At 71.2% G+C, this 24,921-nt stretch carries 20 protein-coding genes, 1 pseudogene and 1 riboswitch; of the genes and pseudogenes, 7 read left to right on the top strand and 14 right to left on the bottom strand.

Annotated elements, in window-relative coordinates; genetic code table 11:
- Positions 1-168: 168 nt before the first annotated feature.
- A complete protein-coding gene (locus ACZ6Z8_RS02460; protein ID WP_465605532.1) occupies positions 169-612 on the bottom strand; it encodes an ATP-binding protein in 444 nt (147 codons plus the stop codon).
- A gap of 240 nt (positions 613-852) precedes the next feature.
- Here ACZ6Z8_RS02460 and ACZ6Z8_RS02455 point away from each other — a divergent pair, with 240 nt between their 5' ends.
- A complete protein-coding gene (locus ACZ6Z8_RS02455; RefSeq protein ID WP_465605530.1) occupies positions 853-1,215 on the top strand; it encodes a PRC-barrel domain-containing protein in 363 nt (120 codons plus the stop codon).
- A 68-nt stretch (positions 1,216-1,283) separates the two neighbouring features.
- On the opposite strand, the gene ACZ6Z8_RS02450 is transcribed toward ACZ6Z8_RS02455, so the two are convergent.
- The 5 genes from ACZ6Z8_RS02450 to ACZ6Z8_RS02430 all read right to left on the bottom strand — a co-directional run bounded on the left by ACZ6Z8_RS02450 (position 1,284) and on the right by ACZ6Z8_RS02430 (position 10,173).
- Complete coding sequence (locus ACZ6Z8_RS02450; RefSeq protein WP_465605528.1) at positions 1,284-2,489, bottom strand: MFS transporter; 1,206 nt, start codon at positions 2,487-2,489, stop codon at positions 1,284-1,286.
- A 68-nt stretch (positions 2,490-2,557) separates the two neighbouring features.
- A complete protein-coding gene (locus tag ACZ6Z8_RS02445) occupies positions 2,558-5,413 on the bottom strand; it encodes an RNA repair domain-containing protein (RefSeq protein WP_465605527.1) in 2,856 nt (951 codons plus the stop codon).
- Positions 5,413-7,209 carry an RNA ligase family protein gene (locus tag ACZ6Z8_RS02440; protein ID WP_465605525.1) on the bottom strand — a complete coding sequence of 599 codons (1,797 nt, stop codon included), beginning with the start codon at positions 7,207-7,209 and terminating at the stop codon, positions 5,413-5,415. Before ACZ6Z8_RS02440 ends, ACZ6Z8_RS02445 begins: the two co-directional genes overlap by 1 nt.
- Before the next feature lie 88 nt (positions 7,210-7,297).
- The gene (locus ACZ6Z8_RS02435) at positions 7,298-8,728 is read right to left on the bottom strand and encodes a M1 family metallopeptidase (RefSeq protein ID WP_465605523.1); all 1,431 of its coding nucleotides are present in this window, start codon (positions 8,726-8,728) and stop codon (positions 7,298-7,300) included.
- 215 nt (positions 8,729-8,943) lie between these two features.
- Positions 8,944-10,173 (bottom strand): hydroxymethylcytosylglucuronate/cytosylglucuronate synthase, encoded by a 1,230-nt coding sequence (locus ACZ6Z8_RS02430; protein WP_465605521.1) that lies wholly within the window; start codon positions 10,171-10,173, stop codon positions 8,944-8,946.
- 292 nt (positions 10,174-10,465) lie between these two features.
- On the opposite strand from ACZ6Z8_RS02430, the gene ACZ6Z8_RS02425 reads away from it, so the two are divergent.
- Positions 10,466-11,251: a class I SAM-dependent methyltransferase gene (locus tag ACZ6Z8_RS02425; protein WP_465605519.1), complete on the top strand. Its 786-nt coding sequence runs from the start codon at positions 10,466-10,468 to the stop codon at positions 11,249-11,251.
- A 222-nt stretch (positions 11,252-11,473) separates the two neighbouring features.
- Positions 11,474-11,616, top strand: a riboswitch (SAM riboswitch).
- Between the two features lie 209 nt (positions 11,617-11,825).
- On the top strand, positions 11,826-12,539 hold the full coding sequence (locus tag ACZ6Z8_RS02420; RefSeq protein ID WP_465605517.1) for an IclR family transcriptional regulator: 714 nt from the start codon (positions 11,826-11,828) through the stop codon (positions 12,537-12,539).
- Positions 12,540-12,561: 22 nt separating this feature from the next.
- On the opposite strand, the gene ACZ6Z8_RS02415 is transcribed toward ACZ6Z8_RS02420, so the two are convergent.
- Complete coding sequence (locus ACZ6Z8_RS02415; protein ID WP_465605516.1) at positions 12,562-13,059, bottom strand: SRPBCC family protein; 498 nt, start codon at positions 13,057-13,059, stop codon at positions 12,562-12,564.
- On the bottom strand, positions 13,056-13,562 hold the full coding sequence (locus ACZ6Z8_RS02410) for an RNA polymerase sigma factor (protein WP_465605515.1): 507 nt from the start codon (positions 13,560-13,562) through the stop codon (positions 13,056-13,058). The genes ACZ6Z8_RS02415 and ACZ6Z8_RS02410 overlap by 4 nt, the downstream gene beginning before the upstream one ends.
- 234 nt (positions 13,563-13,796) lie before the next feature.
- Between ACZ6Z8_RS02410 and ACZ6Z8_RS02405 the strand changes: the two genes are divergently transcribed.
- A complete protein-coding gene (locus tag ACZ6Z8_RS02405) occupies positions 13,797-14,318 on the top strand; it encodes a DUF3995 domain-containing protein (protein ID WP_465605513.1) in 522 nt (173 codons plus the stop codon).
- A 103-nt stretch (positions 14,319-14,421) separates the two neighbouring features.
- Here the strand turns inward: ACZ6Z8_RS02405 and ACZ6Z8_RS02400 are convergent, their stop codons facing one another.
- On the bottom strand, positions 14,422-16,029 hold the full coding sequence (locus tag ACZ6Z8_RS02400; RefSeq protein ID WP_465605511.1) for a sialidase family protein: 1,608 nt from the start codon (positions 16,027-16,029) through the stop codon (positions 14,422-14,424).
- A 278-nt stretch (positions 16,030-16,307) separates the two neighbouring features.
- Entirely contained in the window at positions 16,308-16,934 is a 627-nt protein-coding gene (locus ACZ6Z8_RS02395; RefSeq protein WP_465605509.1) for a hypothetical protein, read from the bottom strand.
- A 240-nt stretch (positions 16,935-17,174) separates the two neighbouring features.
- Here ACZ6Z8_RS02395 and ACZ6Z8_RS02390 point away from each other — a divergent pair, with 240 nt between their 5' ends.
- Positions 17,175-17,891, top strand: coding sequence for a flavodoxin family protein (locus tag ACZ6Z8_RS02390; RefSeq protein WP_465605507.1), 717 nt, complete (start codon positions 17,175-17,177; stop codon positions 17,889-17,891).
- Positions 17,892-18,277: 386 nt separating this feature from the next.
- Here ACZ6Z8_RS02390 and ACZ6Z8_RS02385 read toward each other — a convergent pair whose 3' ends face one another.
- Both ACZ6Z8_RS02385 and ACZ6Z8_RS02380 read right to left on the bottom strand, forming a co-directional pair.
- Positions 18,278-21,142: a hypothetical protein gene (locus ACZ6Z8_RS02385; protein WP_465605505.1), complete on the bottom strand. Its 2,865-nt coding sequence runs from the start codon at positions 21,140-21,142 to the stop codon at positions 18,278-18,280.
- Between the two features lie 162 nt (positions 21,143-21,304).
- Positions 21,305-22,090, bottom strand: coding sequence for a hypothetical protein (locus ACZ6Z8_RS02380; protein WP_465605503.1), 786 nt, complete (start codon positions 22,088-22,090; stop codon positions 21,305-21,307).
- On the opposite strand from ACZ6Z8_RS02380, the gene ACZ6Z8_RS02375 reads away from it, so the two are divergent.
- Positions 22,068-22,412, top strand: coding sequence for a hypothetical protein (locus ACZ6Z8_RS02375; RefSeq protein ID WP_465605501.1), 345 nt, complete (start codon positions 22,068-22,070; stop codon positions 22,410-22,412). The genes ACZ6Z8_RS02380 and ACZ6Z8_RS02375 overlap by 23 nt on opposite strands.
- An 83-nt stretch (positions 22,413-22,495) precedes the next feature.
- Entirely contained in the window at positions 22,496-22,960 is a 465-nt protein-coding gene (locus ACZ6Z8_RS02370; protein WP_465605499.1) for an ImmA/IrrE family metallo-endopeptidase, read from the top strand.
- Positions 22,961-23,015: 55 nt separating this feature from the next.
- Here the strand turns inward: ACZ6Z8_RS02370 and ACZ6Z8_RS02365 are convergent.
- A pseudogene (locus tag ACZ6Z8_RS02365) lies at positions 23,016-23,320 on the bottom strand (transposase); the annotation flags it as partial.
- A 343-nt stretch (positions 23,321-23,663) separates the two neighbouring features.
- Positions 23,664-24,191 carry a hypothetical protein gene (locus ACZ6Z8_RS02360; RefSeq protein ID WP_465605497.1) on the bottom strand — a complete coding sequence of 176 codons (528 nt, stop codon included), beginning with the start codon at positions 24,189-24,191 and terminating at the stop codon, positions 23,664-23,666.
- Between the last annotated feature and the right edge of the window lie 730 nt (positions 24,192-24,921).

Below are 24,921 nucleotides of genomic sequence, written 5' to 3'. Positions count from 1 at the left end.
ATCGGCTCCTCCCGCCTCGGCGGTCGGACAGGGGTCGCCGGGGTGACCGTCGAGGGCCCGGGCCCGCGCGAACGAGCGCGGGCCCGGGCCCTCGTGCTTCCCTCACCCACGCCCGACGGCCGCGAACACCGAGCCGTCCTGCGAGCCCGCCGCCCAGGGCGGTCACGTCTACGGGCTCGACGAGCTCAGGCACTGCCTCGCGCACGGCTGACCGGCGTCCGGCGGGTGGAAGTAGGCGGTGACCGTCTTGCCGTTCTTCTGCAGCCGGGTGTGCCAGTGGTCGGCGAGCGCGTCGACCAGCGCCAGGCCGCGCCCCCCGGTGGCTTCCGGCGTCGCCGTCCGGCGGCGGGGCAGCCGGCTGCTGTGGTCGTGGACGCTCAGGTGGAGGCAGCGTCCGTCCCAGGTCAGCACCAGCTCCGCGTCGCTGCCGGCGTGGACGTGGGCGTTGGTGGTCAGCTCGGACACGGCCAGCACGACCGCGTCCGCGACGGCCGGGGCGTCCCGGTTCCAGCCGAGGTCCTCCAGGTGTCTCCTCGCCCACTCCCGGCCCGCCCGGACCCCCGCGCCGAGCGGAAGCCGCCGGGCCCATCCCACTCCGCCGCTACTGGACATGAAGGCCTCCCTCCAGGTAGGTGCGAGGTTCGTCTGCCCGCATCCGGCGACCGCATGCGACCGGGGTCACCTCCCGTCCGCTGACCCGTGCTCAGGAACGCTGACGCGTCCTGCCGGTGGCGGTCCCGCGCTCGGCGTGCCGGAGGCGGGGCGCGAGCCACCGGCATGGAACCCGAGCGCGCGGGAAGGCGGTCGTCACGGAGCGCGTCGCACGGGCGACGCCGCGACACGAGGAGAGCCATGAGCGTCAGCACGATCTGGGAGTTCCGTTCCGAATCCGGCCACGTCTCGGGCACCGACCTGGTCGGCTTCCACGTCGAAGCCTCCGACGGCCCGATCGGCAAGATCGACAAGCACTCCGAGGAGGTCGGTGCCTCGTACCTCGTGGTGGACACCGGCCCGTGGATCTTCGGCACCCGGGTCCTGCTGCCCGCGGCCACCGTCGCCAGGGTCGACCAGCACGAGAAGAAGGTGTACGTCGACCGGACGAAGGACGAGATCAAGAACGGCCCCGCGTTCGACCCCACCCACGGCACCGGTACCGACTACCAGGCGGGCTACAACGCCTACTACGGCCCGTTCTACGTCGGTCCCTTCCTCTGACCGGCCCGCCGGGGCTCCGGTCCCCGGTCCCGGTCGCGCCGGCTGACCGGACAGTCCGTCGCGTGGGTTCAGCAGGCCTGTTCGGCAGCCGGTGCCGGTGTGCGGGGCGCTTCCCGGACGGTGGGGAGCAGCAGGACGGCGAGATTCGCCGTGCCCACCAGGGCCGCTCCCAGGAACAGCGGCGCCGAGGTCCCGGTGGCTGCCGCGAGGGGTGCGGCGATCGCGAGGCCGAGCGGGCGGGCGGCGAAGGAGATCAGGGTGTCGAAGGATCCCACGCGGCCGAGGGTTTCCTGCGGGATGCGGCGTTGCACGGTGGTCTCCCACAGCGGGTTGAGGACGCCGACGCCGAACATCCCGGCGAAGTAGGCGGCCGCGACGACCGGGACCGGCAGCACGAGGGCGAAGGCCGTCAGCGGGAGTGCGAACACGGCGGCGCCGACGGCGACGCCGACCAGTGGCTCGCGGATCCGCAGCCGGGAGGCGGCCTGGACACCGGCCACCGTCCCCACCGTGCCGACCTCGGCGATGACGACCCAGGCGGTGTCCCCGCCCGGGTGGCGTGCGGTGATCATCGGGCCCAGGGTGAGGAGGACGCCTGCGGTCAGGTGCCACACGCCGTGGCCGAGGACGTTGGCCAGGAACCAGGGATGACGGCGGGTCTCGGCCCACCCCTCGCGCAGCTCCCCCAGGAAGGCGCTCCGCTCGGCGCGGGGGAGGGAGCGGTCCAGCCGCAACCCGCCCAGAGTGGTGGCGGACGCGATGAACAGGGTGCCGGTGAGCAGGGAGGACCAGCCGGCCCCCACCAGCAGCATCAGACCGCCGGCGGCCGCGGGAGCCGCGATCTGCGCGAGCCCCTGCGCGGCGCCGAGCCGGGCGTTGGTCCGAAGACGCGCCGGTCCGCTCACGACGGCGGCGACCAGCGTACGGACGGCCGGTGTCCCGAAGGCCACGGCCCCGCCCGTCACCGCCGACAGCACGGCCAGATCGCCGATCCGCACCCGGCCGACGAGCAGTTCCGCGCCGATCGCGAGTTGCGCGGCGGCGCGCGTCAGGTCCGCGGCGAGCACGACCCGTTGCGGCGGGAAGCGGTCGGCGACCACGCCCGCGACGGGCAGCAGGACGAGCATGGGGAGCAACTCGCAGGCCAGCACCAGTCCGAGGTCCGTGCCCGAGCCGGTGCGGACGACCGCGAGGGTGAGGGTGGTCGGGATCAGCGCGGTCGCGAGGGCGGCGACGGTGCGCCCCACCAGTAACCGGCGAATCGGAGAGGTCATGACGCGCACGGTACTTCGTGCCGGTCCGGCCGCCCGCGGCGGGCCGTGTCCCGTCACGCCGTCACCCGTCAGCGGGTGAGGGTCGGGACGGCACCGCACTCGGCGTGCTCGACGTGGACACCGGGCAGGCCGCGGGACCAGGCGGTGGCGATCGGTGTGAGCTGGGCGCGGGGGAGTGGGGTGGGGCCGAGACCTACCGGGAAGTGGATACGGCCGTCGCGGGTGCGGTAGGGGCGGGGCCAGGCGTGGAGACGGGTGGCTCCGGCCTCCTCCAGGGCGGCGAGCAGGGTGCGGAGGCGGCCGCGGACGGGGCCGGCGGACCCCTCGTCGGCGCTGATCACGGCCCAGGCGGCGTGCCGACGGTGCAGCGGGGGCGGGGAGAGCAGGGCGGGCCAGGGGTCGGGGTCGGTGGTGGTCAGCTCCCAGGCGCGGTAGAGCTCCTCGGTGATCAGGTCGCGGGTGTCCGGGCCGACCTGGGTGGTGCAGCTGCGGACGGGGGCGGAGGGGGTGAGGACGGTCAGCGCGGCGGAGCTGCGATCGGTGAACTCCCCGGTGAGGGTGACCGGTTGGCGCCAGTCCCAGGAGGCCCAGGTCTCGGTGAAGCGCTGGAACAGGTCGTCCTCGGAGGCGTCGGAGGCATCGGAGGCGTCGGGGGCATCGGAGGCGTCGAGGGCGTCGGGGGCCGACAGGACGGTGCGGGCGGCGAGCACCGACCAGGCCAGCGAGGGCAGTTGGCCGAACGGCGCACCGTCCAGCCCGCGCGCCCGGGCCCAGGCCTTGACCTGCCGGGCCAGCCGGACGAAGCGGGGGTGCCGCTCCCCGAGTACCGACAGGATCGCCTCGGCGTCCGTCACCGCGCTCAGCGCGACGGCCGCCGCCTCGCCCAACTCGGCGCGCCGGGGCACGGCTTGGGCGGGATCCAGGGCGCCGGTGAACACCAGGGCGAGGTCGACGGTCAGCCCGTCCGTCTCCAGTCGCAGCCCCGGCACCCGGGCGCCGCGCACCTCCCGCACCTGCCGGGCCTGCGGCACCGCGGCCCTCACCCGGGCCAGCACCCCGGGCAGGTCGGCCGGGCCCGGGAGCGCGGCCACCAGGTCCAGGTCGCCGCCGTCCAACTGGCAGCCCAGGCGCCGCGAGCCCACCGTGTGGACGATGCCTTCGGGCAGCGCCGAGGCGATCCGCCGGGCCAACTCGTCGGCAACGGCGGTGCGTTCGGGTGCTTCGGCGCGCAGCGACACCGCCGGGTCCTCCGGCAGCAGCCGCACCTCGCCCGTGCCCAGTGCGACCACCGCGCGTGGGCGCATCGGCTCGTCACCCCGACGGGAGAGCACCACCAGCTCGCCGACCCGGGCGTCCGTGCCCGTCAGTCGGGCCGCGCAGTCCGCGGCCACCCGCTGCGGGTCCGCGCTGCGCCCGAGGCTCAGGTGCGGGGTGAAGCCCTCGGCGCGGCCCCGGCAGCGGGGGAAGCGGCGTTCGAGGGCGTGCCGGAGTGCGGCCCAGGGTTCCGGTGCCGCGGCGGCCGGGTCCAGCCAGATGGTGGCGTCCTCGCGGTGCCCGAAGGTGTGCACGCCGTCCAGCCGGGCGGTGAACGGGGAGACCTCGGCGGCGGCCGCGCCGAGCAGCGGCAGGGCGCGGTCGAACGCGGACTCCGGGACGAAGCCGAACAGCAGGTTGACGTGCGGGGGCCAGCGCCGGATCTGCGGGTCGTGGGCGGTGCGCAACTGCTGGATCGGCGGCCAGAGTTCCTCGGGCGGCAGCCAGGCGACGGCGGTCCGGGGGGTGGGCGCGGCGTCCAGCGTCTCCGGGGAGGAGGCGTCGTCGAGGGTGAGGTCGACGGCGACGCCGTAGTGGTCGGAGGGGTGGAGCCCGTCGGGGGCCGGCCGGTCGCCGAGCAGGGTGGCCGCGGTGGCGCGGGCGCGGTCGGACCGGTGCAGCACGCGGTCGATCCGGCCGGGCCGGCCGGTGAGTGAGGAGACGGCGGCCAGTGGGTTGGCGGTGGGGTCGAAGGTGGGGGTGTCGTCGGCCGGGCCGTGCACCTGGGTCCAGGCGTCCCGCAGGCCCAGGGCGGCGGCGGGGCCGTCCGGGCCGGAGCGGGCGTCGTTGAAGTCCCCGAGCAGCAGCAACTCGCCCTCGACGGCGGACAGTCCCTCCGCCAGCCGGGCCAGCTCGGCCTGGCGGCGGGCGGGGCCGTCCGTCGAGTGGTCGCTGCTCAGGTGGACGGCGGCGACGGTCAGCGGGCCGTCGGCCGTCCGGGCGGTGACGGCGATGACGGCCTTGTGCGAGCCGAGGACGTGCCGTCCGGCTTCGAGCACCGGGAGCCGGCTCAGCAGCAGCAGTCCGTACTCGGCCACGTCGCCGCCGGACGGGTCGCCGCCGAGGGTGTAGCCGTCGCGGACCCAGGGGGCGGCCAGCAGCTGGGCGGCCAGGGCCGGTTCGACCTCCTGGAGGGCGATCACGTCGGCGTCGGCGGCCTCCAGCTCGGCGAGCAGCAGCGGCCGGCGGCGGGCGGTGAAGATCCGGTCGGCGTCGTAACGGTCCCACAGGGTGTTCCAGGTGACCACGCGAAGGTTGTCCGAGCCGGCCGCTTCGGTGCGGGCCTCGTGCGGCTGCCAGCCGCCGTCCGGCCGCCAGGCGTACGGGGTGACGGTGGTGAAGAAGGGTGAGGGGAGGTGGCGGGGTTCGCTGCGGCGCCCCGCCTCGGTGGTGTCCAGGACGTCCACGCCGGTGGTGCGGTCCCACACCACGACGCCGTCCGCCTCGACCCAGCGGACCCGGTGCCAGGGAACCTCGCCGGCGGCGGCGAAGGCCTCCAGCGGGACGCGCTTGGTACGGTCGTCGCGCTGGCGCACGCCCAGGGTGAACCGGGCCGGGTCGAAGCGGGCGTCCCAGCGGATGCGCTGGCAGACCTGTTCGATGGGGCGCATCACTCCTCCTCGGAGTCGAGCGTGCCCGCCGTGTCCTCCACGGTGCCACCCGGGCCGACGTACCAGGTGCGGTGCGCCTGGCCGGGGTGTGGCGGGCTGAAGCGGTGCAGTTGGGCGGTGAGCACCTCGGACGGCACCGGGTGCGGGCGGACGGCGTTGCGGCGCAGCAGTTCCTGCTCGCCGACCATCAGCACCACCTGGGTGACCAGGGCGTCGCGGCGCCGGGCGATGCCGTGGACGTGGGAGCGCTGCTCGCGGTTGAGCGAGGTGGCGTCCCAGGCCACGGTGGCGGCCGGGTCGGCGAGGGCCGCGTCCAGCCGGGCCAGTCCGGTGCGCAGCACCTCGGGGTTGTGGCGCTGGTCGGAGCGCGAGCCGAGGGCGGCGCGCAGGTCGTCCAGGCTGATCCGGGTGGAGACGCCGGGCAGCGCGGCGGCGAAGGTGCTCTTGCCGCTGCCGGACGGCCCGCTCAGGTGGACGAGCCGGGGGAAGCGGCCGTCCCGCCAGCGCCAGGTGGCGGCGACCGCCTCCTCGACGGTGGTGATCCGGCCGAGCGCGTAGGCCTCGCGGGCCTGGGCCCAGCAGCGGTCGGCGGCGTCCGGGGCGAGGTCGGCCAGGGCCTCGCGCAGGCCGGTGCGCAGCCAGGCCAGCGGGTCGGCGTCGAGCAGTCCGGCGTCCTCGGCGTGCAGGGCGGACCAGGCGACCTGCTCCCGCTCGGCGGGGCCCGGGGCGGCGGTCGCGGCCACCGCGTGCAGGACGCCGAGGTCGGCGGCGGCGGTGAGCCGGACCAGGCCGGCGCGACGCTCCTCGTCCGGGTACGGCTGCTGGAGGCCGGAGTGGAGGGCGACCAGGTCGGCGACCCGGCGGGCCAGCGGCAGGCCGAGGCGGTCGGCCAGCCGGGGGGCGAGCTGGGGTGCGGCCGGTCGGGGGGCGAGCTGGGGCTCCGCGGGGCGGGTGGCGAGCGGGGAGGCGGTGGTTCGGTTCCGATGGGTGGTGCGACGCAGCGCGGTGGCGAGCACGCCGGCCAGCCGGGCGTCGCCGGTGCGGCCCAGCTCGTCCAGCCGGGCGGATACCTCCGCCAACTCCTGTTCCGGGCAGTCGAGTTCTGGGAACGCCAAGGCTTCGGCCAGCAGTGGGAGGTCCGGCAGCTGGCCGGCGCGTACGTCCCAGAGCGCGGCGTTCGGGCCGAGGCCGTTCTCCACCACGGCGGCGTGCATCCAGTGGGTGTCGGTACGGACGTGGTGCGGGCGGACCCACTTGGCGATCCGTTCGCCGAACTCGGCCCGGGGGAAGCCGCGGACCGTTCGGACGACGTAGCCCTCCTGCCGGTCCAGGTCCAACCGCAGGGCGCGCAGCGCCCGTTCGTCGTAGCGGCCGCGCCAGAGCACCCGGGGTGTCGGGATCCCGAGGCGGCGCAGGAAGCGGACGGTGTCGTCCCAGTCCAGGCAGCGGTCCCGGTCCGTCCAGACCGAGAAGCCGTGGAACCAGCTGTCCAGGTCGGTGTACGGGATGGAGTGCCGGGCGAACAGGTTCTCGCCGCAGACCCGCCAGCCGGCCGGGATCCGGGGACCCACCCGGCTCTGCAGGCCCTTGACCCAGGCCCGGGACAGGTGGTGGGCGGAGTCCAGCGAGCGGGCGTGGAGGCCGTCGGCGTAGAGCGTGGTGTTCTCGCCGTCCAGCTTCTCGGTGACGACGACCTCCGCCCCGGTCAGGCCGGAGAGGTCCCCGGTCCTGATGTCGTCCGCCGCAGCCCCCGGTGACCAGGGGAGATGCGGCGTCCGGGGGTAGTGCACACGCATGTTCCGCTCCCTGCACGTCCTTGATCCGGCGGCCACTGTAGGAGCGGACGGAAAGGGCGGGCCACCGAATATCGGACTGCCGTGCGGCTCAGTCGATGCGGTGCTCGCGCCAGAAGGGCGTCAGGTCGACGGAGGTCGCGGCCTGGGCGGCGGCCTTGAAGTCGGCGGTGGTGGAGACGCCGTACCAGTGCGCGCGGGCGTAGTCGCGCAGCAGGGTGGCCATGGTGTCCGCGCCGATCAGGCGACGCAGTTCGTGCAGGGCGCAGGAGCCGTGGTCGTAGATGACCGGCACGTAGCGGTCCGGGTGGTTGTCCCAGTAGCTCATCGGGTTGGTGAGGCGTTCGTCCGCGGACCGCCAGGGCGTCCTGGCGGCGCAGCCCTCGCCGGTGTCGCCCATGGCGACGGCCATGGCGTACTCGGCGAAGGACTCGTCAAGCCAGGGCGCGCGGTACTGGTCGTCGCCGACGATGCCGTACCACCACTGGTGCGCCAGCTCGTGGATCACGGCGGAGGGCCGGATCCAGTCGAGGACGAAGCCCGGGTACTCCATACCGGCGAAGTCGAACCGGTTGTCGAGCACCAGGGCCAGGTCCCCGTACGGGTAGGCGCCGTAGCGGGCGGAGTGGGCGTCGATGGTCCGCAGGGAGAGGTCCAGCATGTCCTGGGCGTCCTTGGCGGCGATGTCGGCGACCGAGTAGACGGCGATCCGGACGCCGCCCGGGGACCGTCCCTCGATGCGGCTGAACGGACCGGCGGCCCAGGCGAATTCGCGGACCTTGCGGGCGCTGATCCGGGTGACCGTACGGCCGGGCTCGCCGGGGGTGTCGACGGCGGTGCCGGTGGCGGGGACCAGCAGGCCGCTGGGGTGGTCGAGGGTGACGGCGAAGTCGGAGCTGAGGCCGTAGAAGGACTCGCCGAGTTCGGAGTACGGGTCGAGGTGCCAGCCCGCCTGGTCGCGGACGGCGAGGACGGGCAGGGCGTTGCCGATGAAGCTGAAGGCGCCGTCGCGGCCGAAGCGGTCGATGCCGTCCGGGACGTCGACGGTGAGGTCGAAGTCGACGGTGCCGGAGGCGCCCTGGGGCAGCGGGCGGGGGAGGGGGACGCGCAGGGCGGTGCAGTCGACCTCGTAGCCGTCCTGGGTGGCTTGGGCGTCCTGGGTGGCCGGGATGGTTTGGGCGGCTCGGCCGGCCTGGGCGGCCTGGGTGGTGTTCAGACCGGTCACCCGGACGGACGGGCGCGCGCAGCCGCCGCGGAAGTTGTCCCAGAGGCGCAGGTAGACCTCGTCGAGGGGGGCGGGCGAGGCGTTGCTGAAGGTGATCCGCTCGTGGCCGCGCCAGTGGGCGCCGGTGGCGTCGCTGCTCAGATCGACGGTGTAGGCGGGGGTACCGGGGGTGCGCGTCGGGTCGGTGGCGGTGGCAGCGGGGGCAGCAATGGCGGTGGTAGCGGCGTGGCCGGGCGGGGCGGTGGCCGCCGTCAGCAGCACGGCGAGGACGGCGAACAGGGGGTGGAGGCGTCGCACGCCGTGGTCTCCTGTCGTTGGAAGGGAGGAACGGTGGGGAAAGCAGGGGTGGTGCCGGGCGAGGCGGCGGTGGACGGTTCGGCGGGCGGCGACCGAGTCGCCGACACCGATCGTGAGAACGGCCTCGACCCCCCTGGGGACACGCACCGGCTCCTCCGTCGGAGTGATCCGCCGGACCGTGGTGCCGACCTTTCGTCGGAAAGCGGCTCCTGTGCTCAGAGCATGAGACCGCGCAGAGCGTCGGCGACCTGCGCGGCGCCGGCGGTGCCGACCGACCTCGTCATCGCCGTCCAGTCGGGGACGGAGTTGCCGGGGTCGGACGTGCCGGGGTCGGACGCGCCGGCCCCGGACCCGTCGGCCAGGCGTTTGAGCTTGTCGATCAGCCCCTGCCGTACGGCCTTCGCGGTTCGGTGGCGGCCGAGGTCGGCGGCTCGGGCGATGCCGCCGTAGATCAGGTCGAGGGCCTTGCCCACGCCGTGGGTGCGCAGCGCCAGCACCTCGTCCTCGTCGAAGACCTCCGTCGGCCAGCGGAGGCGCACGTCGGTGCCGAGTGCCCGGCTGTGGAAACGGCCGTTGAAGATCTGGCTGAGGTTCTGCGGCGGCAGGCAGAGCGTGGGGGTCCCGAGCTGCCCCGCCTCCAGGAGGGTGGTCAGGCCGGGGGAGGTGAGCAGTACGTCGCACTCGGCGAGGCGGCGCAGGAAGTCCTCGTGGGGGAGGGCGCCGACCGTGGTGGTGGCCGGATGCGCGCAGGAGTCCACCAACTGTGCCGCCAGCCAGGCGGGCAGGTTTCCCGCGATGTGCACCTCGGTGATCCCGCTCGCGGTGAGCGCCTCCAGGGCCGGGGGCAGGACGAGCCGCGGATAGCCGGCCCAGTCGGTGAGTCGGGGCGCGCGCAGCCCGCCGAGGTTGAGCAGGGCTCGACGGGGGTGCCGCGTCGGCGCGGTGCTCCGGGAGACTCCGCCGTCCGCGATCACGGCGTCCACCCAGCGCAGATGGTGTACGTCGGCCAGCACCCGGGCGCCCTCGCGCGGAAGCTCCACGCACCGCTGGGCGCAGTACACCTCGGCGTCCAGCGGGAGGTCGGGGCGGTCCCCGTCCGTCCACAGGAACGGCAGGCTGTCGACGAACACCACCGGCACCCCGCAGGCCTGCAGCGCCTTCGCCAGCCCGCCGTCCAGCACCACCAGCGCCGCCTCCACCCGCTGCGCCTGGACGATCCGTCTCAGCTCCGCCTCCGACCGGGTGTCCGGGAGGTCGAACCAGCGCTCCACCGGCTGCTCGGCGAGCACCGATCTCCCCAGTCCGGAGGCCAGCCCGATGAATCTCAGCCGGTCGCCGCCGGTACCCCGGAGGGCGGACAGCACCGCGCTCAACTTCCCCGAGCTGCCCCAGCCGAACTCCACCCCGGCCACGGCAACCGTCCTGGTCTCCGCCTTCGCCCGCATCCGTGTCAACTCCCCCGCCCGTACCGGATCTCCTGTCGTCCGTATTCGTACCAGGCGAGAGGTCCCGGCTTGGTTCGACTACCTATCGAAAAGTGAAAGCTAACCACCCCACCAGGTGAAGCTGCCTGTCGGCGTATTGACGAAGGGCGGTCCAGTGATCGGGCAGGTCGCCCCGCCGTGCCAGCAACACGCGGGCAGGAACGTCCCTGCGCTCCGCGGGCGCCGTCCCGGGCTGCAATGGGCGCCGACCCGGGCCGAGCGCCGACCGCAGACCACAGGAGAGAGCCGCCCGATGGAGCAGCCGACGACCGCCGACACCGATCCGGTCCGCGTACTGGAGACCGCGGGCACCGACTACCGCCGGGCCTTCGACCTCTTCCTCGCGGGCACCGACGAGAAGCCCCGCACCCACGCCCGGCTGAGCGAGATCGCCACGTCCCTCCCGCACCGCCGGGTCCTGCTGGACCTCGGCGCCGGGGACGGCCGCACCACCGCCCACCTCGCCCGGTACTTCGACCGCACGATCGCCGTCGAGCCGAGCGCCGCCATGCGCGAGAGGCTCGCCGCCGCCTGCCCGGACGCCCTGGTCCTTCCCGAACCGCTGGAGCGCGCGGCCCCGCCCGAGCCGGGCGACCTGGTCCACCTCTCCCACGTGCTCTACTACGTCCCGGAACCGGACTGGTTCCCCACCGCCACCCGTGCCCTCGGCTGGACGGCACCTGGCGGTGCCCTGCTGATCGTCCTGCAGAACCCCGACAGCCCCTGCATGCGGATGGCCGCCCACTTCACCGGCGTCCGCTACGACCTGCGCCCCCTCCTGGACCGCCTGCGCGCCGAGCATCCTTCCCACGACTACGCCCTGGAGACCCTCACCCTCCACTACCGCACGCCCCACCTCGCCGATGCCGTCGACGTCGCCGAATTCATGGTCAACGTCGCCGATCTCGCCACCCTCGACGCCCGCCCGACCAGGGCCGCCGTCGCCGCCTACGTCCAGCAGCACTTCGCCCGTCCCGACGGCGGCTACGCCATCGGCCACACCCAGGACATGCTGGTCGTCCGCCGCGTCCGGGAGTGACCGCCTCTCATCGCGCCGGGTGCCGGGCGCGGTTGAGGGGAGAGTCCGGCGGGGCGCTGGAGGATCCGGAGACGGACAGCGGCTCCGACGGGACGGTGTCCTTGGCCACGGGCAGTGGGATGGAGAGCACTCCTCGGCCCTGACCTCCGCGTGGAGTCCGGCGTGTGCGGGTTGGGGGAAAAGTTTGGCGGGGCGCCCGGGAAGTCTTGTATGGTTCGTCGCGAATCATCCAGAGGGGTGGAGGGACCGGCCCTACGAAGCCCCGGCAACTCCCCGTTCGACCCGGCGTCCGAAGTACGCGCCGTGCCGTCCGGGATCAGTGCCAACTCCGGCCTGTCGCCAACGTGGCGCGGGAAAGATGAGGAGACACGGTGCTCTCTGTGCTGTCCTTCGCCCGGGCGCTTCCCGCCCCGGCCCTTCCGCGTACCCGTCTCGTGCCCGGCGCAGGCAATCGGCCGCATTCGCAGGCCCGTCCTCGCTGACCACCCCGCTCCCCTTCCCACCGGAGCGTCCGTGAGCCGGACCCACCCGCGGCCCACGGGATTCGAGACTGGAGTACCCGTCCATGGAGAACATGGAGATCACGAGCGGCGTCGGAGTGCTCGACAAGATCACCTCGATCCTCGGCACCCTGGAGGCCGGTCCGGCCACCCTGGCCGGACTGGTCGACGCCACCGGCCTGGCGCGGCCGACCGCCCACCGGATCGCCGTCGCACTGGAACACCACCGCCTGCTCGGCAGGGACGTGCAGGGCCGGTTCGTCCTCGGCCCGAGACTCGCCGAGCTCTCGGCGGCCGCCGGTGAGGACCACCTGCTGGCAGCGGCCGGCTCGGTCCTCACCCAGCTGCGCGACCTCACCGGCGAGACCGCCCAGCTCTACCGCCGGCAGGGCGACGTGCGGATCTGCGTGGCGGCGGCGGAGCGCCTCTTCGGGCTGCGCGACACCGTGCCGGTGGGCCTCGCCCTGCCGATGAAGGTCGGGTCGGCGGCCCAGGTCCTCCTCGCCTGGGAGGAGCCCGAGCGTCTTCACCGCGGCCTCCAGGGCGCCCGGTTCACCGCCACCGCGCTCAGCGGTGTGCGGCGTCGCGGCTGGGCCCAGTCCATCGGCGAACGTGAGCCCGGGGTGGCCTCGGTGTCCGCACCCGTGCGCGGCCCGTCCAACCGGGTGGTGGCGGCGGTGTCCGTCTCCGGTCCGATCGAACGGCTCACCCGCCACCCCGGCGCCCGGCTGTCCCAGGCCGTGGTCGAGGCGGCGGCCCGGCTCACCGAGGCCCTGCACCGAACCTGACCAGCCCTCCCCCCGGCGTCTCCTACTCCTCCTCGTCCAGCAGGGCGGCGAACCGCGCCAGTGGGTCCCCGGTGAAGGGGCGCAGCGCGGGGGCGAGGAGGCGCGCGCCGGGGAACCGCAGGCCGCCGAGGAAGGCGAAGCGGGTGGTGCGGTCGGTCTCCGGGCGGGCCGCCATCCCGCCGAGCACCAGGCGGCTCTGCATCAGGCACCAGCCGGGTGCGAGGTCGATCCCGAACGTCGCCCGGAGCCGGGTGTGGCCATGGATCCGGGCCTGGAGCGAAGTCGTCGGCAGCGAACCGGATGGTGCGGGGCGGACGAGTCGCACCGTGCGGACGTCGGGGATCCAGAGCGGCATGGTCCGCTCCAGGTCCTGGGCGAGCGCCCAGACCCGCTCGAACGGCGCGTCGAGGACGGTCTCGCCGATCCGAGCCGCGCCGGGCGCGGTCGCGGCGATCACGTGCAGCCGCCGGACCGGGTCGAAGTCGGCGACGGGCCACTGCGGCATCGGGGTGTCGGTCACTGCTGCCACGCCTTTCGGAAGCTGAGTCGGGCCCGGGAGAGCCGGGACTTGACCGTCCCGGGCGCGACCGCGAGCAGCGCCGCGGTCTGTCGTTCGTCCAGCCCCTCCAGGTCGCGCATCAGCAGTACGGCGCGGTGCTCGGGGGAGAGCCGGGCAAGCACGTCGCGGATGTCCGCGGCGAGCTGGGGATCACCGGGCGCGGGGACCTCGCCGAGTTCGGCCGGCCGCGAGCGTGCCGCCCGGTTGGCGCACCGGACCGCCTCCCGGACCGCGATGGCCCGGACCCAGCCGTACAGGGCTTCGGGGTCCTGGAGTTGGCGCAGTTTGCGGAAGACCACGATCAGCGCCTCCTGGGTCGCGTCGGCGCCGTCGTCCAGCGCGATCGGGCCGCAGAGCCGCCGGACGTACGGGGTGATCAGGTCCAGCAGTCGGCCGACCGCGAGTTGGTCGCCGCCCTGGGCGGTTCTCACCAGCTCGGCGAGGCCGGGCGGTGGCTCCTGCATGGTGCTGTCTCCGCTCTTTCCACTGCTGACGGTCGTGGGTCGTGGGTCGTCGACCGGCGACCGGGTCCGGGGTCCGGGGTCCGGGGTCCGGGGTCCGTAGAGGGAGGACCCGAAGCGGCGAAACGTTCCCTGCGGATTTCGCCCGGAGGCAGTGTTCCTCGTCACAGGAACGGATCGCCCGGCGGGGCGCTCCTTCGGGTGTTCGAGCGTCCTGAGACCCCGTGAGGTGACGGCATGAAGTCGACGAAGATCAGCAACAGGGCCACCGCGGTCGGCGCGGTCCTGGCGGTGGACGGCCTGGTCCACCTCTACTGGGCCACCGGCCGGACCTGGCCGGTGGACGGCACCACCCGGCTCTCGCAGCTGGTGCTCAACACCCAGGTGCCGTTCACCCCGCAGGGGCTGGTGCCGCTCGCGGGGATGCTCTTCTCGGGCGCGACGCTGGTGCTGGTCCGGGGTGGCCGGCTGCCGGCCCTGGGTCGCCGGCTGCCCGCCCTGCTGCCGCGCTGGGGGAGCCGGGCGGTGGCCTGCGGACTGCTCGCCCGCGGCGCGGTCGGACTGGTCTGGGTGACCGGCGCCTGGGCGGACCCGGGCGACACCTTCTACTGGCTCAACCTGCTGCTCTACACCCCGCTGTGTCTGGTGCTCGGCCGGGCGGCCTGGCAGGTCGCAGCCGCGGGGACGACGCCTGCGGGCACGGCGCCGACGGGCACGGCGCCGACGGGCAGTTCGGCTTCGGGCATGGCGCGGGCCTGAGCCTCCCGGACCCGGACCCGACCCCAACCCGAACGGCGCCCCGCGGCTCCGCCCAAGAAGGCAGGAGCCGCGGGACGCCGTCCGTCCGCCCGGACCGACCGTGTCAGCGCCGCAGGTGCTGGACGGCGCGCGGGCCGGCGACGGGCGCCGCGGCGCGCGCGGCCTGTGCGCTCGGCGCGCCGCCGGCCGGGCTGCGCAGGGTGCCGGGCTGGAAGCGGCCGCTGTACACGTCGGTGGAGTTCAGCGGCTGGGCGTCGTTGGCGGTCACCATCACCGGGCGGATCTGGCGGCCGTCGTTGATCAGCGACTGGTAGTCGCCGAGGAAGTGGCCCCCGGCGAAGGGCGCCTGGAGCCAGTCGAACACCGGCGAGATCTGCCGCTCGACCGGGCTGTCCTCGCCGCCGCGCGGGAAGCTGAGCAGCCAGGCGGCCGTGGGCAGCGTGGTGGTGTTGCCCGGGGTGAGGTAGCGCAGGTCGTAGTAGCTGACGGCGACGGTGCCGTTGGCGGTCACGGTGATGGACGGGGTGAACGCCGGGGCGCCCGGGGCCTGGTTGATCCGGGTCGGGCCGCTCCAGGTCCGGCCGCCGTCCGTGGAGTGCACCAGCTGGATCGCGTCGTACTGGCCACCGGTGAACTCCGAGCCCTCGTAGGCGAGATAGAGCTCGCCGGTCTGCGGGTCGATGGCCACGCTCGGCAGTCCGGCGCCGGCCCGGAGGGACTTGGTGGCGTCGGCGGGCGCGTTCGGGTCGACCTCGGGCACGGAGGTGTCGGCGGCGACCCGGACCGGCTGGCTCCAGGTCCGTCCCTGATCCGTCGAGGTGACCATGCCGAAGTGCACGTCGCTGACGGTGGTGGCCGTCCCGTCGGTGAAGGTGATCGAGTCGAAGAAGTCGTACAGCGTGTCGGTCCGCGGGTCGACCACGATCTGGTTGCCGATGGTCTGGGTGTTGGGCGTCGTGCTGGTGACGACGAACGGCTTCGCCGGGCTCCAGGTACGGCCGTGGTCACGGGTGATGGAGATGTAGCCCGGCCCGTCGAAGTAGGGCACAGGGCTGCTGACCTGGTCGATCCGGTCCCAGACCTGGTAGGCGACGCCCGGGTGCACCGGGTCGGCGGTGACGGCGTTCTTGTCGTCGGTGATCGCCGGGTCGTTGTCGCCGATCAGCTCGGTGACGTGCTGCCAGCTGCGACCGCCGTCGGTCGAGGTGGCGGCCGCCACCGAGTTGCGCGGCGTGGTGGCGTCGAAGACCAAGGCGCTGGCGTAGGCGGTGCCGTCCGGGCCGAAGCTCACCCAGCCGTCGGAGGCCCGCTGGTAGGCCAGCCCGCCCGGGGCGCAGTGGGTGAACGGCAGAGCGGTCTGGGTGAAGTGCACGCCGTCCGTGGTGTAGCTCGAACTCAGGCCCCGGGCACCGCCGTTGGACCAACGGTCCTGCTGGTAGATGGTGATCGTGTTGGCCGGGTCGAGCGGGTTGGAGGCGGCGTACGGTTCGTCCTCGGCGGACGGGTGGTTGGTGCCCGGGCCGTCCGCGGAGAGGTCGCAGGTGGCGTACGGATCGCCGGGCGAGATCAGGGCGAGCGGTGGGCGGGCCGCACTCGCGCCGTCCGTGCTGCCATCGGTGGTGCTCGCACCGGCCGGTGCGCCGCCCGCGGTGGCGGCGAGGACGAGTGCTGCGGTCACGGTGGCGAGCGACGTTCTGGTGCGGAACTGCATGGAGGCCCCCATGGTCGTCGGCGGCAAACTGCCTGGTGTCCTGGGTGGTGCTGCGCTATTCCGGTACCGAACGGGAGTTGATGTTCGGTCGGCCGCGCGAGTCTATCCAGGCACGGGAGTCGCACCAACGGTCGGGACACGCTTCTTACCGTTCCGACACCACCCGCGTGGCCGACGGGCCTCCGGCGCGACAACCCTCCCGTACGACAAGGCCCCCGTAGGACAATGCCTCTGTACGACAAGGCCCCCGGTACGAGGAAACCGTCGGCCAGGGAGGGTTACCGTCCGCCCTCCCGCAGTGCACGTTCGACGGTCCGCAGGGCGGTGGCCGACTGCTCCCAGCCGTGCCACCAGAACAGCCCGCCGTCCCGGCTCGCCTCGGCGGCCAGCGCCGTCAGGTGCGCCCACGGGCCGGCCGGGATGCCGAACTGCGGTCGAGCGGCGAGGAGTTGAGCTTGCCCGGCGTCGACCGGCACCATGCCGACCAGCGGGAACGGTTCGTCGTCCGCCGTCCGCCCGGTGCCGTGGAGCATCGGGTGCAGGGTGATCGGGTCGAGCAGCAGGGCGAGGTCGGCGGCCGGTACCGGCTCCGGCCCGTCCTGCCAGCTGAGGCGCCGACCGCTCAACTCGGCCTTGTGGACGGCCAGTCCGTCGATCGTGACGCCGCCCTCCGTGATCCGGAGCTCCGCGCCGCCCGGCCGGGACGGCAGCCGCAACCGGTAGCCCCCGTACAGGCATGGCGGCACCTCGGGGAGCGCGCCGGCGAACGGGACGGTGACGCCGTCCACCGCGAAGCCCGTCGGCCCGAGCAGCACCGCCGCGGTGGCGGGCTCGCCGCCGACGGTGACGCCGACCCGCGGGCGCGGGACCGGGCCCCGGACGTCCGGTGCCACGTCGACGCGCACGCCCTCGGAGGCGTACCCGCCGACCAGGTCGGCGAGCGTCGGGAGTTCCGGCAGCGGGTACTCGGTCAGGGTGAGCTGTGGCAGACTTCGCCGTCGTTGGCGCGGCGTTCGGTCGTTCCGCCCAACGAGGCGAGACAGTAGACGGGATCTTCGGCCGGACCGACCCAAGGCCGTGCCGATATCGGAAGCCGGGCGTGTATCGCCGCCCGACCGCCCACTCGTCCGCAAGGAAACACATTGGTGACCGACACCGGCACGTCCTACCGTGATCTCCGCGCCCTGGTGATCAACTGCACGCTCAAGCGGTCTCCGGAGCGCAGCCACACCCAGGGGCTGATCGACATCAGCACCGGGATCATGGAGCGCCAGGGCGTCGAGGTCGAAGTGCTGCGAGCGGTGGACATCGACATCGCGACTGGCGTTTGGCCAGACATGACCGAGCACGGTTGGGAGACCGACGAGTGGCCGGTCATCTACTCGAAGGTGATGGCCGCAGACATCCTCACGCTAGCGGGACCTGTATGGCTAGGAGATAACTCCTCAATCATGAAGAAGGTCATCGAGCGGTTGTATGCCTGCTCGTCGATCCTCAACGACCATGGCCAGTACGCCTATTACGGCCGGGTCGGTGGCTGCCTGATCACCGGCAACGAGGACGGTGCGAAGCACTGCGCGATGAACGTGCTCTACAGCCTCCAGCATCTCGGCTACGTCATCCCACCTCAGGCCGACGCCGGCTGGGTCGGTGAGGCCGGCCCTGGCCCGTCCTACCTCGACTCCGGTTCCGGCGGCCCGGAGAACGACTTCACTAATCGCAACACCACCTTCATGACCTGGAACCAACTCCACCTTGCCCACATGCTCAAGGATGCTGGCGGGATCCCGGCTCACGGCAACCAGCGCTCCGAGTGGGACGCCGGCTGCCGCTTCGACTTCGAGAATCCCGAACACCGCTGACGCGAGGCAGAACGGGCGGGAGCACGGCCGGCGAACGGTCGCTCTGCCACGATCGGTTTGCAGGGTGCGGTCCGTGACTGCGCATCAACCTGACGCCGCCGGTCTCCGTCTCCGACGACGTCTACGGCCCCTACTGCGGGGAGTGTCACACCATGGGCGGCCCAACCTTTACAAGCGGTACGGTGGCATCAGGGGAATTCGGACGGGGAAAACGTCCGTTGGAGCGGTGTAGCGACGGCCACTCGGTGGTTCGGTTTCAGGCTACTGAACTTAATTGGGTGATGTCGTAGCCGGTCAGCCCGCTGCCCTGCGCGTATCTCACGATCCAGGGCTACCGGAATGAACCGGCCACCGTCGACATACCAATCAAGTTCAGTAGTCCGATGTCAGCGTCCTTGAAACCTTTCGTGCAGGGCGCGCATGTTGTGGATCACGAATCGATCGTCGTCATTTCCCACGGCGAGAAAGTCGTCAAGGTCCGGCCACTCGATGAGTTCGCTCAGCAGGGCAGCGGAGCGCATATCGCCAACCAGCAACGCCTCGGCACAGGCGTGGCCGGCGTTGCGGAGGAGGTCGATAACGGAGTGGCGAAACAGGCGGGGACCCTCAGTTGATAGCTTCCAGAAGCGAACCTCCTCGATGGCTTCACGCCACTTCGCCTGCCGGGCGAGAGCCTCAATCATGAAACGCCGGGTTTCCCCTGCAGTCGGGCCGACCAGTCCGTCGGCCAGTAGCTTCCGGCAGCACCGCTCTGCTTCGGCATACTGGCCCTGATGGATCAGCTGATTCGCGTGCTCGATAGTTCTGTGGCTGGTGGAGTAGGTGGACGGTTCGATTCTTCCCTCCAAATCGGCGAAGGCGAGCGCCAGCGGTGCAAGCCGTGCTGCCTCGGCCTGTGGCAGATGCGCGTACTGAATCGCTATCCGTGAGTCGATGGCCAGCTTGAGGGCGGCCTTCGGTGCGTCGAACGCCCATGCTCTGGCTTGCTGGAGTATGAACTCCAGGTGATCTACTGCCTCTTGGAAGGTGGTCGTGAGGTTGGCCTTCAGGTCACCGCCTATCTCTTGGGCCTGGATATAGATCAGGGCCAGGGATTGTCGAGTCTGTACAAGCAGCACATCATTTGTGGGGTTGAGGCGCCCCAGGTGCTGGAGTTCGAGGTTGTATAGCGCCTCTGCGCGGAGCACATCTCCCTGAGTGTGATAGGAGCCGGCGAGATTGCCATACAAGTGGGCAACGCGTGTGCTGGAGAAGCGCATCTGCTCGATGCGGGACAGTAAGGTCTCGGCATGGGGGGTGATCGCCCGTACCCGTTCGAGTTCTCCGAGCTGCATCGGCCAGTAGAGCCAGCGCTCAAGGTGCCCGAGGAGCCGGTTCAGGGCGGCGGGCAGGTCGTAGTTCGCCTGCAGCCGTGCCCGGAGCAGGGCCTGGCTGACAGTATTGACGGCGAAAGTTCGATCCGCGTCTGGCAGGGTTGTCCCGAGGGCGGTGGATGGCAGCGGGAGGTCGTTCTTGACCAGTGAGAATCGATTGAGTTCCCTAAGCGTCTCACCGAGATTGGCGAGTTCGGGCGAGACGAGGAAGTACCTGTGCTGCTCGCCTTCTTGTGAATCGATATCGGTGAGTGCGGCTGCTAGGAGCAGGTGTCCCGGGATGCGGTGTGACGCCAGATATGCAGATGCGTAGAGCATGTTCAGGGCCAGCGTCGGCAGGTCAGTGACGCCAGGCTGAGTACGGGCTTCAAGGCGGTCGATACAGAGGTTGAGTGCCGCCGCCAGCGTCTTGGGATATCCGAGAGGAATTGAGTCCTCGTCACTGAGGGAGCGAACCGTCAGCTCTTCCAGGTAGCTGTCGACGTACTCGAGCCCGTGATCACAGCCGTAGAGGTAGCCGGCCCCCAGTTCCAAGGCCAGCGGCCAGTCGCCCAACGTCTCAGCCAGGCGACCGAGAACCGGCTCCCACAGGGCATGCTCATCACCGTTGAGCCGAAGACGCCGGCTCAACAGCTCGACGGACTCGCCGCGCTCCGTCACCGGCACCGCGATGACTGCACCACCACCAGGGTGGGATGCCCCGTTGAGGGTGGTGATGACCACATCACCACGACCCACCTTCGGTACCCACCTCTCAACCTCCCGAGCCGAGTTCGCATTGTCGAGAACCAGCAGCCAGCGCCCCGCCAACCGGCCGAGAACATCCTGCACCGTTTGTTGGAGTACCCAGATCGGCTCCCCGGACAGGGCGTTCGCGGCACCTGGGTCAACTGCGGCGACGATGCGCTCGAAAGACGTTCGGGTTGAGGACTCCGTCTCACAGTCGATCCACCCGATGAGGTCGTACTCATCAGCGTGGGCCGCGATGAAGAGCGCAGCGGCACTCGACTTTCCGATGCCTGACGGGCCGACCAGCGTCGCACGGCGCACTGTCTGCCCGGTATCTACCTCGAACGCCCTCTCCAGCGGTGCGAGTAATCTAGGTCGTTCAACATCCGGGATTGTGGGGAGTGACCCGACAAGCGTGCCCCAATCCCGGAGTCCGATCGAGCGAGTCAAGGTCTCGCCGTCGACCAGCACGAGCTTGCGCAACTCCTCTACCGAAAAGCTCGCCCGGTTGCCGGTGACGTCAGCGGCTCGGCCCAGGATCTCGGAGATCAAATATCCGGTCAGTAGACCAGCGGACCGTTCTCCGAGCCCATGTCGTGCGCGGTTGCGCAAGACTCGTAGTGCCTCGCGTAGGTTCTCGAGTATCTCCTCGTCGCCGCGCTGGTCGTAGGCCACTCGGCAGCGCGCCAGCCGGGCGAGTTGCTGCTCGTTGAGGCTTTCCAGCTGCCTGCGACGCTGTGGAGCGGTACGGAACAGTTCAAGCAGGCGGCTGCGCAGCTGCGAGGGTTCCGGTTGTGAGGAGAGGATGTCATCGAGCTGGTCGCTGAGTGCACCGCGTCGGCCATTGGTCAAAAGCCAGTACTGGCGGGACTCTTGGTTGCCCTGCACCATGTCCAGGAGGATGCCCAGCGCCGTTGCCCCGCTGATCGCGCCACCTGAGACCTTGCTCTTGACCTGGACGACAGACCGCAGGGAGCCGTCGAGGTCGACGACGTCGAAGTCCACCTGCTCCTCGGCTCCCTCGGCAGCGGAGGGTCCCTCCACGCGGACGGACGCCACCTGCTCATCGTCGATCACTGCGATGAGCTGTTCCAACGTGCGCAGGTACTGGTACTGGTAGCCGCGTGCGGCAACACGCCCCCCGTCCACCCAGGATCCTCCTTCGCTGGCACCCGCCCGCCACTGAGAGGGTTCCGCACCCAGCCTTCCACTCTGGGGAGCGATGTGCTGGCACTTTGAGGGTCTTGTCGGATCCTGGTAATGAGACTGGTAGTGGCAACAGGATCGCAGCTGAGATTTGCTTCCCTAAATTCAGCTGATGGTGCGTCGGGCTTCCCGGACGTAGCTGATGAGGTCGGCGTCCTTCTGGCACGTACATCCGGGGGAGGGGGTCCAGTGATCGGTCATCTGGTCGGGTCGGGGGCCGAAGCGGGTGTCGTACTCGATGCGCCGCGCGGGTCCGGTGATCAGACCCGTGCTGCGGGCGATCCAGGCACCGACGGCCAAGCAGGCGGCCTGCTGGGCCACGAACGCGGCCGAGGGCGGGAAAGCGTCGTCCGTTCCGCCGCCCAACTCAGCGGAGTTGATCAGCCCGCACACCGGCCGGCCGAGGAGCTGTCGTACGAGCTGCCGCTGTTGGTCGTCCAGTCCTTCCAGGTCCTGTTCGGTCAGAGGTTCCTGACCGCGGGCGATCCGCGCCAGCGGGAGCCCGGTCAGTTCGTTGAGCCGCTGTTCCGCGCTCTTCCCAGAGTGGTCGGCCTTGTAGTAGCAGCACAGGCAGGGGCCGGTGGGCAGTGGCTCGTGCAGGGCGACGGTGGTGCCGACCGGGCCGCCGGTGCTGCCGTCCAGGGTGAGGTCGGCGTGCAGCCGCTGCAGGTCGTACCGGGCATCGACGCTGTCCAGTCCGCCGAGGACGGTCCGGGGCCACGACAGGCTGCCGGTGTCGACGGCCTCGATGGCGTCCTGGATCGTGTCGTGGAACGGGGTGACCTCGATCCGCCGCAGGCGTGCGGCGATCAGCCGCACCTGCGGCAGGAGCACGGCCGCGTCGATGAGGGTGCCGATGCTGTAGGAGGTGACGTTCGGCTTCTCGATCACCCGCCTCTGCGCCTGGCTCGGCGTTCCCCCGAATCGCTTCTTCACTCCGACTGCGACCCGCCGGATCTCACCTCTTGACCAGGCCATCACTCATCTCCACGCCGACCCCCGGCTCACTGGCGACGCGGCGAACAAGATCAGCTCCGTCCTGCGCGACCTCTACGACGCCCTCGCCAAAGAAGCGGTTCCCGCCACCCCCGCCCTCGCCTGCCATCTCCGCGCCGCCTCGGTACTGCGCCCCGGCGTCCCCCAGCGGCTCGCAGACTTGCTCACCGACATGAACACCGAACTCGAACGACTCGTCGAAGCGGGAGAACTGTGACCCTCCCCCGAGGCTTCAAGGCCAACGCCGAACGAGAAGCCCTCCGGCCGCGCCGGGAACTCCGCCTCGGAGACACCGACGCCATGGACGTCGATGATCTCGCCGAGCACCTCAAGGTCAAGATCATCAGTGGCGAGAAGCTTGTCACCCGCGACCGCCTGGAAGACCTTGAACGTGTCCAGGCCTATGCCTTCTTCGCCGCGACCTTCCAGATCGCCGACAGGAACATTGTCGTCACCAACCCGCTCCGCACCCCGGGCCGCAGGGCCAGCGACGTGGCCCACGAACTCTCCCACCTCGTCCTCAAGCACGATCTCACCGAGATCCGCGAAGTCAGCGGCATGCCCTTCAGGACCTGCCGGCCCGACGAGGAGGAACAGGCGACCGCCTTCGGCGGAACCCTGATGCTGCCCCGCCCGCTGCTGCTCAGCGCGGCGCGCCGTCAGTGGGGGCCGGCACAGATCGCTGAGCACTACGGGGTGACCGAGGAGATGGCCCGCTACCGGTACAACACCACCGGCGTGGCCAAGCAGATTCGAGGCCGCTGATAGCGTCGAAACTTGACCTGTCGGTCCCCAGGCGGAACCGCCTGGGGACGGCTGCTCAGGTTGAACTCGCGATGTCGGTAGTCACGGCGAGGTAAGGGGCAGCCCGGGGGCAGGCCAGGCAGCTGCCGATGAGATGCGGGCGGTACTGGCTCTTCCGTAAGCCTCGTCTGACCATCCGCACCAGGTGCTCCGGGTCGGCGAAGGTGACGTTGGATAGGAAGCCGCGTCGCAGCAGTGACCAGATCCCCTCGACCGGGTTGAGGTCGGGTGCGTACGGGGGCAAGTGGTAGATGGTGAGCCAGTCTGGGCGGCTATAAACTCATTCATACTGGCGGCCAGGTGGGGGTTCAGGTTGGACCAGGACGATTGAGCCGTCGTGCCGCTGTTGTGTGTGGGGCTTTCGGATCTCGTACACCCCTGGAAGGACCACGAAGGTCTCGATGTCTTTGCTGCAGGTCAGCTATGGTGCCAGAGTGTTCCGCCGATCTGGGTTGGGGGCAACACCCTGGCATCTGCACGTTGGCGGGTGCCGTGCTATGGGGTGTCGGGTTGCTGCTCTGACTTTGAGGACCCTGCGCACAAGGCTGTAGAGCCGCATCGTCCAGTGCCTCCTGGGTCAGGAAGTTCAGGGACTACCCGCATCCGGGGGCAGCCCTGGTGGTCGAGGCTGAGGCCCGCGACGTATGAAGCATCCCTGGACGAGTTACGGCACTGGCTGAACAGACCCCGGCCAGGCGCTGCGGGCGAGGAGTTGACTGGCCTCTGCGACCAGCGCGTCGCAGACGAGCTTCGACTGGAGGCGCAGATGCTCGGCCTCGGTGAGGTTCTCGGCATCCCTGATCGCGAAGGTTGCCCGGACCGCCTGCTCGGCAGCCGCCGCCAGCTCCGGGCAAATGATCCGCAGGGTGACGCTTGGGCCGGAGACCGCGCTGCGGGTTTGGTGAACGGCCGGGGTGTACTGCTCGTCGACCGTCGCGATGTCACCGGTCGCGGCGAGAGTCCGGGCCATCTCCTTGGCGCGTATCATCTGGGCTCGGCGATGGTCGTCTAGGGCTGCTACAAGAGCAGCTACGCTACTTACAACCTCACTACGCCGGGCCTTGGCATCGGCCAAAGCCTGCGCGGCGCGAGACGTGCGGCTATTCATCCAGCCGGCGAGCAGCGTCCCAGCGAGCGTGCCGACTACCGCTACCGCGCTCGTGCCGACCGTGACCCAGGTGTTGATGTCCATCGCTTGCTCCCCTCCGCTCCGTCAACAAGTCAGTTTTTACTCGTTTGCTGAGCCAGCCCGAGCCGGACTACCCCTATGACCTATACCACCAACCCTCCTAACCAACAGTCACCGGATTCGGGTGCTCCGCAGTACTTACGCGTTTTCCTTCGCACAGACAAGGCCAGTGTCGTTCCGCTGGCTATCGCTGCCAGGAGTGGGGCCATGGTCTCCGGGACATCCCGGAGTTTGCCTGCCGTCCGAACAGGGCTTTGCAGGGCAACCTGTCCGCAGCAAACGGCGAACCTTGGCTACGTCACGGGCAGGGACTGCCGCTGATCGAAGCCGCTGGCAGGAATGAGCCTGTATCCCGCCCGATAGGCGCGACCGCGCAGGTGAGCCTCGTCTTCGGTGCCTCGCAGGCGACGAGGGTGTCTTGATGCTCGTGGCGGTTCCGTAGTCCGCGTTCCAGCCGCACGTTGCCCACCACCGTCCCCGCTGAGCACCCCGGTCATCAGGTCCGGCAGCAACCGCATCCCGTGCCAACTCACTAACCAGCCTCCTTCCGGTGTTGCCTCTGGAACCTGCTGGCCTCCATGGAGGCCAGCAGGTTCTGCCCCTTCGCGGATGTTGTGGCGACTGTGGTGGGCCCGGCCCAAACGGCACCAGGTTCGGTCGACACTGGCCTGCGCCGGCCGTCGGGTGGGTGTCTTCGGTGACGGAGCCAACGCCGCAGGGATTCCTTGGCCGC

It is taken from the genome of Kitasatospora sp. NPDC101108 (genome assembly GCF_055584725.1).
This window is presented reverse-complemented; position numbering and strand designations above follow the sequence as displayed.